The sequence below is a fragment of the Pseudomonas sp. GW821-FHT05D12 genome (genome assembly GCF_059419825.1).
The window spans coordinates 217646-230611 of record NZ_JBWKSN010000004.1 but is presented as its reverse complement, the minus strand read 5'-3'; the positions used below and the strand labels follow the sequence as shown (position 1 = coordinate 230611).

Genomic DNA, 12966 nt, shown 5'->3' with positions numbered 1-12966 from the left:
TCCATTCCTGTTGATTACTTGCCTGATCCTCCGATTTATCGACCATCGGATACCTGGCCCCTTGCGCGGTGGTCTAGAGTTCGACAATGAGCGGCCATCCCAAAAAGGCCGCCACTACCGTCGATCAGCAGGTGAATCATGGAATTGCGAATCAACCAGAAGACCTATCAGGTCGATGCCGACGCGGACACCCCCTTGCTGTGGGTGATTCGCGATGACCTGGGGCTGACCGGCACCAAGTACGGCTGCGGCCTGGCGCAATGCGGCGCCTGTTCGGTGCTGGTGGACGGCAATGTCGTGCGCAGTTGCGTCACGCCGGTGGCTGGGGTGGTAGGCCGTGAGGTCACCACCATCGAGGCAATCGAGGACGATGAAGTGGGCAAGCGCGTGGTCGCCACTTGGGTCGAGTATCAGGTCGCGCAATGCGGTTATTGCCAGTCCGGGCAGGTGGTGGCAGCCACCGCGCTGCTCAAGCACACCCCCGCCCCCAGCGATGCGCAGATCGAAGCGGCGATGATCAACCTGTGCCGCTGCGGCACCTACAACGCGATCCACAGCGCCATGCAGGCGCTGGCCAAGCCGGAGAGCGCCTGATGAATACGCGCAATAAAATGCTCGAGCTGCCGCTGGGCGAGCCGGTCAACCTGTCGCGTCGGCACTTTCTGGTGGGCACGGCGGTGGGTACGCTGGTGATCGGCTTTGGCCTGCCGCTGGGCTCGGCCAGGGTGCAAGCGGCCACGCCAGCCGAGCGCGGTACCCAGGTGCCGGCGTTTCTGGAAATTCGTCCGGATGGCAGCGTGCGCCTGCTCAGCCCCTTCATGGAAGGCGGCCAAGGCACTCACACCGCGATGGCGCAGATTGTTGGCGAAGAACTCGACGCCGACCCCGCCACCTTTATCGTCGAAGCCGCCCCGCCTGGCGAAGCCTATGTGGTGATGGAAAACGGCATGCGCATCACCGGCGGCAGTATGTCGGTGCGCATGAGCTACCCGACCATGCGCCGCCTGGGCGCCCTCGCCCGCGCCATGCTGCTGCAGGCCGGCGCCCAGCAGTTGGGCGTGCCGGTGGCCGAACTGACTACCCAACCGGGCCGCGTGGTACATGCCGCCTCCGGGCGTTCGCTGGGCTACGGCGAGCTGGCCGGCCGCGCGCTGGACATGCCGGTGCCCGACCCCGCCAGCATCACCCTGCGCGATCCGAGCCAGTTCCGCTGGATCGGCAAGCCGGTGAAACGCCTGGATGCCTACGACAAATCCACCGGCAAGGCGCAGTACAGCATCGACTTGAAGGTCGACGGCATGCTTCACGCCGCCGTGCAGCACGCGCCGCGCCTGGGCATGACCGTCGGCAGCCTGCGCAACCAGGCGCAGGTCGAAGGCATGAAAGGCGTGCACTCCGTCCACACGCTGCCCGGCGCGGTGGCAGTGGTGGCCGAACGTTGGTGGCACGCCAAGCGCGCAGTCGAGGCGATCCAGGTCGATTGGCAGGAAGCTGCCGCCGATTCGAGCCTGCGCGTGATGCCGGCGGATTTTTCCAGCGACAAGCACCGTGACTTTCTCGCCACGCAGCAAGGCCCGTCGCGCGATGACGAGAACGAAGGCGACGTGGCCGCCGCACTCGCCAAAGGCAAGACCCGTATCGAGGCCACCTACCACAACCAGTACGTCAACCATGCCCAGTTGGAGCCGCCGTCCGCCCTGGCGCGCTTCAACGCCGATGGTTCACTGGAGGTCTGGCTGCCCAACCAGGCGCCGGACATGTTTCGCGCCGACATCGCCAAGCGCACCGGCCTCGACCTTGCGCAGATCACCCTGCACTCGCCGCTGCTGGGCGGGTTTTTTGGCCGGCACTTCCTGTATGAATCGGCCAACCCTTACCCGCAGGCCATCACTTTGGCCAAGGCAGTCGGTCGGCCGGTCAAGCTGATCTGGAGCCGCGAGGAGGAATTCCTGCGCGATGTGTTGCGCCCGGTCGCGGTGGTCAAGTTCCGCGCGGCGCTGGATGACCAAGGCCTGCCGCTGGCGCTCGAGGCGGTAAGCGCCACCGAGGGCCCGACCGAAGGCCTGGCCGGCAAACAGGGCGACAAGATCGACCCTACCGCGTTGGAAGGGCTGTCGGGCAAGGCCTATGCGATTCCCAACAAGCGCATCGCGCAGATCTACGTGAAAGGCCCGGTGATGCTGGGCTATTGGCGTTCGGTGGGCAATTCGCTGAATGACTTTTTCTATGAAGCATTCCTCGATGAACTGGCGGACAAGGGCGGTCACGACCCGTACGAATTACGCCTGCACCTGCTGCGTGACAACCCGCGGCTGACCACGTTGCTGCAGGCGGTGGGCGAGCTGTCCGGTGGCTGGAAGCGCGGCCCCTACACCGCCGAAGATGGCACCCGGCGCGCACGTGGCGTGGCCATGGCCTCGCCGTTCGGCTCGCATGCGGCGGTGGTCGCCGAAGTGTCGATCGACCAAGGCCAGGTCAAGGTGCACCACATCTGGGAAGCCATCGACCCCGGCAGCATCGTCAACCCGGCGATCATCGAGGCGCAAGTCAATGGCGCGGTGGCCCTGGGCTTGTCGCAGACCCTGCTGGAGGAAGCGGTGTACGTGGACGGCAAGCCACGGGCGCGCAACTACGACCTGTACCCGATCCTGCCGCCGTCGCGGATGGCGCAGGTGCATGTACGGATTGTCGAGAGCGGCGAAAAGATGGGCGGTATCGGCGAACCCCCGTTGCCGGCAGTGGCGCCCGCCGTGGCCAATGCGGTCGCACATTTGACTGACCAGCGCATCCGCAGCCTGCCCTTGAGCCGCTATACCTTCAGTTGATCGACAAGGACCGCGCATGAACAACCCTCGCTTCGCAAGAACCGCAGGCTGGCTATTGCTGGCCTGCCTGGTCGCAGCCGGCGTACTGGCCTGGTACGTCACCCGCCAGCCCGCGACGCCCTTCGCCCAGGAATCGGCCACCAGCGCCGACCCTGCGCTGGTCAGCCGTGGCGAGTACGTCGCGCGCCTCAGCGACTGCGTGGCCTGCCACAGCCTGGCGGGCAAGGCGCCTTTCTCCGGCGGCCTGGAGATGGCCACGCCGCTGGGCAACATCCACGCCACCAACATCACGCCTGACCGCGACGCCGGCATCGGCACCTACAGCCTGGCCGACTTCGACCGCGCGGTGCGCCACGGCGTGGCGCCGGGTGGCAAGCGCCTGTACCCGGCCATGCCCTACCCTTCGTATGCCAAGCTCAGTGACGATGACATCCGCGCGCTGTATGCGTTTTTCATGCACGGCGTGCAACCGGACAAACAGGCGAATATCCCCAGCGACATCCCCTGGCCGCTCAACCTGCGCTGGCCCATCGCGTTGTGGAACGGCGTGTTCGCTCCCACCGCGCCGTATGCGGCCAAGCCCAATCAGGATGCGTTGTGGAACCGCGGCGCCTACATCGTCCAGGGCCCGGGCCATTGCGGCAGTTGCCACACGCCACGCGGCCTGGCTTTCAACGAGAAGGCCCTGGACGAGTCCGGCGCGCCGTACCTCGCCGGTGGCCTGCTCGATGGCTGGTACGCCCCGAGCCTGCGCCAGGATCACAACACCGGCCTGGGCCGCTGGAGCGAGGCGCACATCGTGCAATTCCTCAAGACCGGGCGCAATCAGCATGCGGTGGTCTATGGCTCGATGACCGAAGCCTTCAACAACTCCACGCAGTTCATGGCAGACGACGACCTGGCCGCCATCGCCCGGTATCTCAAGTCACTGCCCGGCGACCCGCAGCGCGACGGCCCCCCGTGGCAATACGTGGCCGCTGATACCCGCCAGGACATTCCCGGCGCCCACACCTACGCGACCCGCTGCGCCGCCTGTCATGGCTCGGACGGCAAAGGCCAGCCCGAGTGGATGCCGCCGCTGGCCGGCGCCACCTCCGCCCTCGCCAAGGAAAACGCCTCGGCGATCAACATCACCCTCAACGGCTCGCAACGCATCGTCGCCGCCGGCGTACCGGATGCCTACCGCATGCCGGCCTTCCGCGAGCAATTGTCCGATACACAAATCGCTGAGGTGCTGACGTATGTGCGCAGCACGTGGGGCAACCACGCTGACGCAGTCGACGCCAAGGCCGTCGGCAAACTGCGCGGGCATACCGATCCGGCCAGTGCCAGTCCGATCATTTTGCAAATGCGCTGAAAGACGGCACCCCTCCCCCCTCCCTGGCGTGGTCACCGAAGTGAGCGCGCCAGGAACCCAATCGCCAGGTGAACACAAGCTGTCTTGAACGGGCTCAGCGCACGTTGACACTTCCCTGCGTTCGCCTGCTCCCGTTCGCCTCGTCTGACACACAAATCAGAACCCTTTTACGCAACGCACTCGCCATTGCGCACAGAAACAGGCGCGCAACCTCGGCAAGATCGAGACCCACCCCACCGCGCAGAACATGGCAAACATTACGGTTATCAATGGCAGGCCATCTTCCTGACTGACGGTTTCTCCCTTGGCTTTTTTATACATATAAAGTATGCATAATGAGAACGTTCAGGATTCAATTTGATGAAGCGAAAAATATCGCCAATCAGCAAAAGCACAAAGGCATCAGCCTGGCCGACGCAGAACCCGTGTTCTACGACGGAGCGGCCCTGACGATACAAAACCACGATCATGACGAAGAACGCTGGGTGACCATCGGCACTGACGCAAAGGACGCATTTTTGGTAGTTGCTTATACCTACCGCGACCCACATTTCGTGCGCATTATCAGCGCCAGGCTTGCCTCAAGAAATGAACGGCGCCAGTACCTGGAGGCTTGAACCATGAAAGACGAATACGATTTCACCAACGGTAAGCGCGGTGCTGTCGCCAGCAACAAGGGCAAGACCCGCATCACCATAATGCTTGACGATGCAGTGATCGACGCTGCCCGTGAGCGCGCGCAAAGCGCCGGCACGGGCTATCAAACCGTAATCAACAACCTGTTGCGCCAGGCGTTGGTTTCTCAGGAAGCGCACAACCTGGCGCCTGCCCCGAAGAAGCGGGCCAAACCCCTGAAAGTCCTCAATAGCGGTATCAGCCTGTCTGAGGTTGAAGCCCTGGAACAACAACTCATCGCGGTCGCCGGAGAATTGAATCGGGTGCTGGGCACCTCCAGATCGGCCAAATCCAAAGCAACGCTGTAAGTTGATTCACCCTACCTAGGCTTGTGTCAGGCACCGGTCGCTGGCTGACGGTTTGGCCAACCCACGTTAGAGGGGATGGGTTTCAGGACGAAAACACCTGCGGACGCCGCCGTGTCGGCGGCGCAAAACTGAGCGGTTGCTGGCGGGCCAGTTGCGCCTGGACGTGCGCGACCGCGTCGAGCACGCGCTGTGCCCACTGCTCGTCCTGCGGGTCGACCACTACCACGCGAAAGCCGTGGTCATGGCCTTCACTGCGCACACCTTCGGAATCGTCGACATGCAGGTCGATATCGAAGGCCGGTGGGAATTTGGAGGGTGCGTTCGACAGCCCGCGCACGCTGAGCGCACGGTTGTGCAGCACGCTGTTTACCACGCCGTCGACACGAATGCCGTACAGCAACAGCCAACGCCGGATGTAGGACGGGGTCCGCCCGGACGAGGTATAGACCCAGATGCTGCAGCCTTGGCGGCGCAGTTCACGGGTCAGCGAGCGAGTCCCCACGCGCAGCGGTTCGCCCAGCCAACGGTGGACACAGGCCGGCAGCCGGCTGTGTTCGACCGCACTGTGGTGAAGCTGGCAGGCCAGCGTGTCGTCGATGTCGAACGAAATGCGGATACGCGGGCGATTGAACAGACGCCGAACGCTGTCGAGCACTGGATACCCTCCCATCACAGGCCTCCCCGAGCGGCAGGCACGGGTGTGTCGCCCAGGAAGAACTCACTGGGATCCGGGGCCTGATCTTCCAGGAATGCCGCGTATTTTTTCTTGATCTTGGGCAATTCGTACAGGGCCTTGACGCCATGCTTGGCGGAGTTACGGATGACCGAGGACGGGTTGAAATAGCCCTCGGCGTTTTCCAGCGTGAGCACGAACGGCGGCAGTCCCGCGCGCATCAGCAGGTAGCTGACAATCAGCGAACCACTGCGGTTATTGCCCTCGATGAACAATTGCGGCTTGCTGAGGATGCGCACGTAGACACCGGCTGCACGCTTCCAGACCGACTCGCTGCGGTAGGCGCAATACCAGTTGTACAAGTCCTTGATGCCACCCTCGACATTGTTGAAAAAGTGCTGCTCGGTCGCCGCCAGGTGCTGGGCGTATTCCAGCCGGCGCACCGGGTCCTTGCCGCAGAGCACGGTGGCATTGATCTCCAGCATCAGGTTGAGTTGCTGCAGGTCAAACAGGTCGACGCCGCGAGCGACATAGTCATCAATCAGGGCATAGCCTTCCAGCACATTTTCCAGCACCTCGTCCGTGAACGGATCGCGCGGCTCGGTAAAGTGGCGGCTGAGCTCGGCAAAGCGGCTCTGTACTTTACGCAGAGCGCGTTCGATCGCGGGCAAATCAAGACGACGTGTTGCAGACATTGGCAATCCTGGCAAACGGTGGAAAGGTCGATCAGCTGAACTTGCCGCTGATGTAGTCCTCGGTCATTTTTTCGCGGGGGCTGCCGAAAATCTGGGTGGTCGGGCCCATCTCTACCAGGTAGCCAGTACGCGTGCCCTGGGAAATATCCACCGAGAAGAACGCAGTGGTGTCAGCCACACGGATGGCCTGCTGCATGTTGTGGGTCACCAGCGCGATGGTGTAGTCCTTTTTCAACTCGACCATCAGCTCTTCAACCCGGCGCGTGGCGATCGGGTCGAGCGCCGAACACGGCTCGTCGAGCAACAGCACTTCCGGCTCGGTGGCGATGGCGCGGGCGATACACAGCCGTTGCTGCTGGCCGCCGGAAAGCGACAGGCCACTGACCTTGAGCTTGTCCTTGACCTCATCCCACAGCGCGGCGCCCTGCAGCGCATGCTTGACGCGATCGCCGAGGTCGCCCTTGTAGCGGTTGAGGCGCAGGCCAAACGCGACGTTGTCGAAAATGCTCATCGAAAACGGGTTCGGCTGCTGAAACACCATGCCGATATAGCGGCGCACTACCACCGGGTCCACGCCTTTGCCATACACGTCCTGCCCGAGGAAATGCACGTGCCCCTCGAAGCGGAAACCTTTGACCAGGTCATTCATCCGATTGAGGCTGCGCAGCACAGTACTCTTGCCGCAACCGGAAGGCCCGATAAAGCCGGTGATCTTGTTTTTCTCAATGGGTACGTGGCTGTCGCGCACGGCCATGAAGTTGCCGTAGAAAATCTTGTCGAGCTTGCAGTCCATGACCACAGGCGCCTGGGTGGTAAACGGAGCGGCTATTTGCGCAGTTGATACGTTCAAAATTCAGATGCTCCCTTGTTCAGTACTTGGGCTTGCCGAAAATGCGGCTGACAATGTTCACGACCAGCACGATCATCACCAACACCAGCGAAGCCGCCCATGCGAGTTCGAGCTGATTGTCGAAGGGCATGCCGGAGAAGTTGTAAATCAGTACGGCCAGCGATGCCGTCGGGTTCATCACCGCGAGGCTGCCGTCGTGGTAGATCCAGTAGTTGCTGAACAACGCGGTAAACAGCAATGGCGCGGTTTCGCCCGCAGCACGTGCCACGGCCAGCATCACGCCGGTGAGAATCGCTGGCATGCCGGTCGGCAAAATGATTTTCCAGATGACCTGCGAGCGCGTGCAGCCCATGCCGTAGGCAGCGTCCTTCATGATCTTGGGCACCATGCGCATCGACTCTTCAGCCGTCAGCACGACGATCGGCAGCATCAACACCGCCAGGGCGACACCGCCGGCCGGTGCCGAGTAGGTGCCGGTGGTCATCACCACCAGGGCGTAGGCGAACACGCCGGCCAGAATGGACGGCAGCCCGGTGAGCATCTTGGCGGCAAAGCGCGCAGCGTTTGCCAGCTTGCTGTCGGGCCCCAGTTCAGCGAGGAAGACGGCGGCCATGATGCCGACCGGCACGGCAATGGCGGCGGCAATGCCGACCATCACAAAGGTGCCGGCCATGGCGTTGCCGAAGCCGCCGCCAGTCTCGAAACCGGTAGGCGGCAATTCGGTGAACACTTCCAGGCTCAGCCGTGCCCCGCCGCGCGTGATCAGCATGTACAACACGGAAATCAGCGGCACGCTGGCGATCAGCGCACCCGTCCACACCAACGTGGTCAGCACCAGGCTGCGCAGGGCGCGCCCTTCGAACTTGCGCTGCAGGCTGGGCATGGCGCCGGCCGGCGAGGTCAAGCTGCTCGCAGGCGAAGTGAGGTCAGTCATTATTTGTTCCCCCGCTGGGCGTAGAGCATGATCATGGAGCCGAGGATGTTCACCAGCAGCGTGATAAACATCAGCACCAGCGCGGCGTACATCAACACCTCGATTTCATTGGGGCCGGCTTCGGGGAAGTTCAGCGCCAACAGCGCGGCCAGGGTGTTGGCCGGCGCAAACAGCGAGAGCGAAATGTTGTTCGCATTGCCCACCAGCATCGCCAGCGCCATGGTTTCACCCAGCGCGCGACCCAGGCCGAGGACCAGCGAGCCGAAAATGCCAGTCGCCGCCGAAGGCACCATCACCTTGAGAATCGCTTCCCAGTGGGTGGTGCCCATGCCGTAGGCGGCCTGCTTGGTTTTCATCGGCACGCCAGTGAGCGCGTCCTGCGACACTGCCGCAATCGTCGGCAGAATCATGATGGCCAGTACCAGCGCGGCCGGAAGCAACCCGGGCCCGCTCAGGGACGTGCCGAAAAAAGGAATCCAGCCCAGTTCGCTGTTCAGCCAGGCGGTGAGTGGCCGAATCGCCGGGATCACCACGTAGATCCCCCACAGGCCGTAAACCACGCTGGGGATGGCCGCGAGCAGCTCGACAATGGTGCGAAACACCGCTGCCAGCTTCGCCGGCAGGAAATCCTGGGTGAGGAAAATGGCCATGCTGACACCGAAGAAACCGGCGATCAGCAAGGCAATCAGGGCGCTGTACAGCGTGCCCCAAATGGCCGGCAGAATGCCGTACTTGCCTTGGTTAACGTCCCAGACACTGCCGAAAAGCACATCAAAACCGTGCTTTTCCATGCCCGGAAGGGCCTTGCGTCCCACCTCGAATACCAAGGCGAAGACCAACGCCAGAATCAGCACCACCCCAATTCGCGCAAGGGCACGGAAGGTGCGGTCAACCAGGAAATCCTTCGTGGAAGGCGGCTGGCAGGCAGAATCCGGGTTAACCGGTACGACAAAAGGTGTGTTCATTGGCTAATTCCGGAACAGGGGGGAAACTCCCTCGGCGCGGCTCGACGCACACACCGAGAGAGACCACACGGGTGTTACTGGATGTTGGCGGAAGCCTTGCGAACCTGATCGACAACCGATTGCGGCAGCGGGATGTAGCCCATCGAATCAGCGATCTTCTGCCCTTCGGTCAGGCTGTACTCGACCATTTCACGCATGGCCTTGGCCTTGGCCGGGTTGCCGTTGTCCTTGCGGAAGATCATCCAGGTGTAGGAGGTGATCGGGTAGGACTTGGCGCCATCCGGGTCCGGCAGCCAGGCCACCAGGCTTTCCGGCATTTTCACCGCGGCCAGGGCCTCGGCACCGCTTTCGGCGTTCGGCACGACGTAATGGCCGGCCTTGTTCTGCAACTGGGCGAAGTCAACCTTGGCCAGTTTGGCGAAGCCGTACTCGATGTAGCCGATGGCGCCCGGGGTCTGGCGTACGGTGGCGGTCACACCATCGTTCTTCGGCGACTTGATGAATTTGTCGCTGGCTGGCCAGTTGACGGTGTTGCCTTCACCCAGGTCCTTCTGGAACTGCGGGTTGATCGCCGCCAAGTGCTTGGTGAAGACGGCGGTGGTACCGCTGGAATCAGCACGCACGACCACGGTGATTGGCGTGTCGGTGAGTTTCAGGTCCGGGTTGGCGGCGACGATCTGTGGGTCGTTCCACTTGGTGATCTTGCCCAGGAAGATGTTGGAATAAACCTCGCGTGGCAGCTTCAGGCCCTTGGGGTTGCCCGGCAGGTTGTAGGCCAGCACGATTTCGCCCGCCGTCATCGGCAGCAACTGCACGCCTTCGGCGACCTTGGCGATGTCTTCGTCTTTCATCGCCGAGTCACTGGCGGCGAAATCGACGGTTTTATTCAGGAAGTCCTGCACACCTGCGCCGCTGCCCTTGGATTGGTAATCCACGGTGACACCTGCGCTTTTCTTGCTGAAATCCTTGAACCAGGTGAGGTAGATCGGTGCAGGGAAGCTGGCGCCTGAACCGGTCAGACGGACGTTCTCGGCAGCAAATACCGAGGTGGCCCCCAGCGAAACCGCAACGGCGAGTGCAGCAGACTTCATCAGACGTTTCATTCAGGAGAATCCTTGTAATTACGGGCTCCCGAACTGTGCAGCAGAGTTGTTACGTTTTTATGAAAGTTGAATGGCAAACCACGCGCTTGTCCCCATTTACCGTCTCAATGTGGCCTTTAGCGGTCATTGGTTCGTAACAAAATGCGACTAGGACGCTTCGCGCGCCGCGCTGAAAAAGTAGCCAGCCCCCGAAAAGCCGGCTTTACTTCTCGCAAAGCCCCTCTCCCCCCTGATTGAACCCTCTGGCGGGCGCGCGGGTCTTAGCGGCTTGGTTGCTCCCTCTCACACATCGATGGAAACAGCAGTGAAAGACCTGACTCGTGAAGAGCTGGAGGCGCAAGTCCTGCGCCTGCGTGCCCTGCTGACAGAGGCGGGCGTCGACCCCATGTCAGGCGCGCGCAGCGAAGATGTACCGCCGAATTCCTTCGAAGACACCCAGGCACGCTATCGCCAGGCGCTGCTCGACATGTCGAACATGCGCTCCGCGCACGTCGCATTGCGCCAGAGCGAAGAGCGATTTCGCACCATCCTGGAGACGGTCGAGTCGGCGTTTGCCATCGTCAAGGTCAAGTTCGATGCCGATGATCGGCCGATCGACTACCGGTTTGTCGAGGCCAACCCGGCGTTCGAGCGCCAGGCCGGGGTCGACTTGCGCGGCAAGTGGGTCACCGAGTTCGCCCCCGACCTGGAAAGTTTCTGGTTCGAGACCTACGGGCACGTGGCCAAGACCGGCGAGCCAGCCACTTTCGAAAGCTACGCTGAAGCGTTCAAGCGCTGGTTCGACGTGCGCGCGGTGCGTGTCGGCGACCCGGCCGACCGGCAGATCGCGATTATCTTCAGTGACGTCACCGAGCGGCGCAACGCGCAGGAGCGCCTGCGCATCAGCGAAGCAGTGGCGCGGCAAAACGTCGAGCGCGTGCAACTGGCGCTGGCCGCCGGTGCGATCATCGGCACCTGGCATTGGGACCTGCCCAGCGACCGCTTCACCATCGACGACGCGTTCGCCCGCGCCTTTGGCGTGGACCCGGCCCTGGGCCATGAAGGCCTGAGCCTGGCGCAGGTGATCACCTCGGTGCACCCGGAAGACCGCGACGGGCTGACCACCGCCATCAATGCCGCGATTGCCCGTGGCGGCGCCTACGCGCACCAGTACCGCGTGCTTCGCGCCGACGGCAAATACTATTGGATCGAGGCCAACGGCCGGGTCGAACTTGCCGAAGATGGCACGCCCTTGACCTTGCCGGGCGTGGTCATCGACGTCGAGGGCCGGCGCTCCGTGGAAGCCGAGCGCGACCGCGCGACCGCCGCACTGCGCGCCCTCAACGAAACCCTCGAGCAACGCGTGGCCGAGCGCACCGTCGAGCTGATCCAGGCCGAGGAGAAGCTGCGCCAGTCGCAGAAAATGGAAGCGGTGGGCCAACTGACCGGCGGCCTCGCCCATGACTTCAACAACTTGCTGGCGGGGATCTCCGGCGCACTCGAACTGACAGTGCTGCGCATCGCGCAGGGTCGCTGGGCGGAAGTCGACAAGTACATCACCACCGCCCAGGGTGCGGCCAAGCGCGCGGCGGCGCTGACCCACCGTCTGCTCGCCTTCTCGCGCCGGCAGACCCTGGACCCACGGCCCACCGATGTAAACCTGCTGATGGACGACATGGGCGAGCTGATCCAGCGCACCGTGGGTCCCAGCATCAGCGTGGAAACCCTCGGCGCCAGTGGCGTATGGCCGACGCTGGTGGATGCCAGCCAGCTGGAAAACGCCCTGCTCAACCTGTGCATCAACGCCCGCGACGCCATGCCCGATGGCGGGCGCATCAGCATCGAGACCGCCAATGTGCGGGTGGACGCTGCCACTGCCAGCGCCCAAGACCTGAGCGCAGGGGAATACCTGACGCTGACCGTCACCGACACCGGTACCGGCATGACGCCCGATGTCATGGCGAAGGCATTCGACCCGTTCTTCACCACCAAACCCATCGGCCAGGGCACGGGTCTCGGGCTGTCGATGATCTATGGGTTCGCCAAACAGTCCGGCGGGCAGGCGCGCATTGCCTCCGAGGTCGGACGCGGCACCGCCATCAGCCTTTACCTGCCACGTTATTATGGACAGACCATTGAGCCCACGCCCGAGCAGGACAGTACCAGTGCCGCGCCGGCGGAGTACGGCGAGACCATCCTGATCGTCGACGATGAACCCAGTGTGCGCACGCTGTTGATGGATGTACTCGGCGGCCTCGACTACAGCCTGATCGAAGCGAGTGACAGCATTACCGGGCTCAAGATCCTGCGCTCCGACGTGCACATCGACCTGCTCATCACCGACGTCGGCCTGCCCGGCGGCATGAACGGACGCCAGATGGCCGACGCCGGCCGCGAAGTACGGCCCGCGCTGAAAACCCTGTTCATCACCGGCTACGCCGAAGGCGCCATCATTGGCGACACGCGCTTGGGGCCTGGCATGCAGATACTGACCAAGCCGTTTGCGCTGGACACGTTGACGGCGCGGGTGCGGGAGTTGATCGAGTCGTGAGCGTCACGCGATGTCGCCGGCCCCGCAGGTTACTGTGGCCGACGTCAGCAC

General features: G+C 63.0%; 12 protein-coding genes. 6 read left to right on the top strand and 6 right to left on the bottom strand.

Going from position 1 to position 12966, the window contains the following annotated elements; translation table 11 throughout:
- Positions 1-138 precede the first annotated feature (138 nt).
- The 5 genes from AC07SI_RS09095 (at position 139) to AC07SI_RS09075 (ending at position 5165) form a co-directional block, all read left to right on the top strand.
- Positions 139-594, top strand: coding sequence for a (2Fe-2S)-binding protein (locus AC07SI_RS09095; RefSeq protein WP_065905649.1), 456 nt, complete (start codon positions 139-141; stop codon positions 592-594).
- Entirely contained in the window at positions 594-2825 is a 2232-nt protein-coding gene (locus AC07SI_RS09090; protein ID WP_495005582.1) for a xanthine dehydrogenase family protein molybdopterin-binding subunit, read from the top strand. Before AC07SI_RS09095 ends, AC07SI_RS09090 begins: the two co-directional genes overlap by 1 nt.
- 16 nt (positions 2826-2841) lie before the next feature.
- Complete coding sequence (locus AC07SI_RS09085) at positions 2842-4182, top strand: c-type cytochrome (protein ID WP_495005581.1); 1341 nt, start codon at positions 2842-2844, stop codon at positions 4180-4182.
- A gap of 335 nt (positions 4183-4517) precedes the next feature.
- Positions 4518-4799: a BrnT family toxin gene (locus AC07SI_RS09080; RefSeq protein ID WP_495005580.1), complete on the top strand. Its 282-nt coding sequence runs from the start codon at positions 4518-4520 to the stop codon at positions 4797-4799.
- 3 nt (positions 4800-4802) lie between these two features.
- Positions 4803-5165, top strand: a complete 363-nt coding sequence (locus tag AC07SI_RS09075; RefSeq protein WP_065905641.1) for a BrnA antitoxin family protein — start codon at positions 4803-4805, stop codon at positions 5163-5165.
- An 82-nt stretch (positions 5166-5247) separates the two neighbouring features.
- On the opposite strand, the gene AC07SI_RS09070 is transcribed toward AC07SI_RS09075, so the two are convergent.
- The 6 genes from AC07SI_RS09070 to pstS all read right to left on the bottom strand — a co-directional run bounded on the left by AC07SI_RS09070 (position 5248) and on the right by pstS (position 10385).
- Entirely contained in the window at positions 5248-5835 is a 588-nt protein-coding gene (locus AC07SI_RS09070; protein ID WP_065905639.1) for a hypothetical protein, read from the bottom strand.
- The gene (locus tag AC07SI_RS09065) at positions 5835-6533 is read right to left on the bottom strand and encodes a hypothetical protein (protein WP_495005579.1); all 699 of its coding nucleotides are present in this window, start codon (positions 6531-6533) and stop codon (positions 5835-5837) included. The genes AC07SI_RS09070 and AC07SI_RS09065 overlap by 1 nt, the downstream gene beginning before the upstream one ends.
- A gap of 31 nt (positions 6534-6564) precedes the next feature.
- A complete protein-coding gene (gene pstB / locus AC07SI_RS09060; RefSeq protein ID WP_065905635.1) occupies positions 6565-7326 on the bottom strand; it encodes a phosphate ABC transporter ATP-binding protein PstB in 762 nt (253 codons plus the stop codon).
- Between the two features lie 76 nt (positions 7327-7402).
- Positions 7403-8317, bottom strand: a complete 915-nt coding sequence (gene pstA, locus AC07SI_RS09055) for a phosphate ABC transporter permease PstA (RefSeq protein ID WP_106804463.1) — start codon at positions 8315-8317, stop codon at positions 7403-7405.
- The gene (gene pstC, locus AC07SI_RS09050) at positions 8317-9282 is read right to left on the bottom strand and encodes a phosphate ABC transporter permease subunit PstC (RefSeq protein ID WP_065905630.1); all 966 of its coding nucleotides are present in this window, start codon (positions 9280-9282) and stop codon (positions 8317-8319) included. Before pstC ends, pstA begins: the two co-directional genes overlap by 1 nt.
- A 74-nt stretch (positions 9283-9356) precedes the next feature.
- Entirely contained in the window at positions 9357-10385 is a 1029-nt protein-coding gene (pstS, locus tag AC07SI_RS09045) for a phosphate ABC transporter substrate-binding protein PstS (RefSeq protein ID WP_065905629.1), read from the bottom strand.
- Between the two features lie 304 nt (positions 10386-10689).
- Between pstS and AC07SI_RS09040 the strand changes: the two genes are divergently transcribed.
- A complete protein-coding gene (locus tag AC07SI_RS09040; protein WP_065905628.1) occupies positions 10690-12915 on the top strand; it encodes an ATP-binding protein in 2226 nt (741 codons plus the stop codon).
- Positions 12916-12966 lie beyond the last annotated feature (51 nt).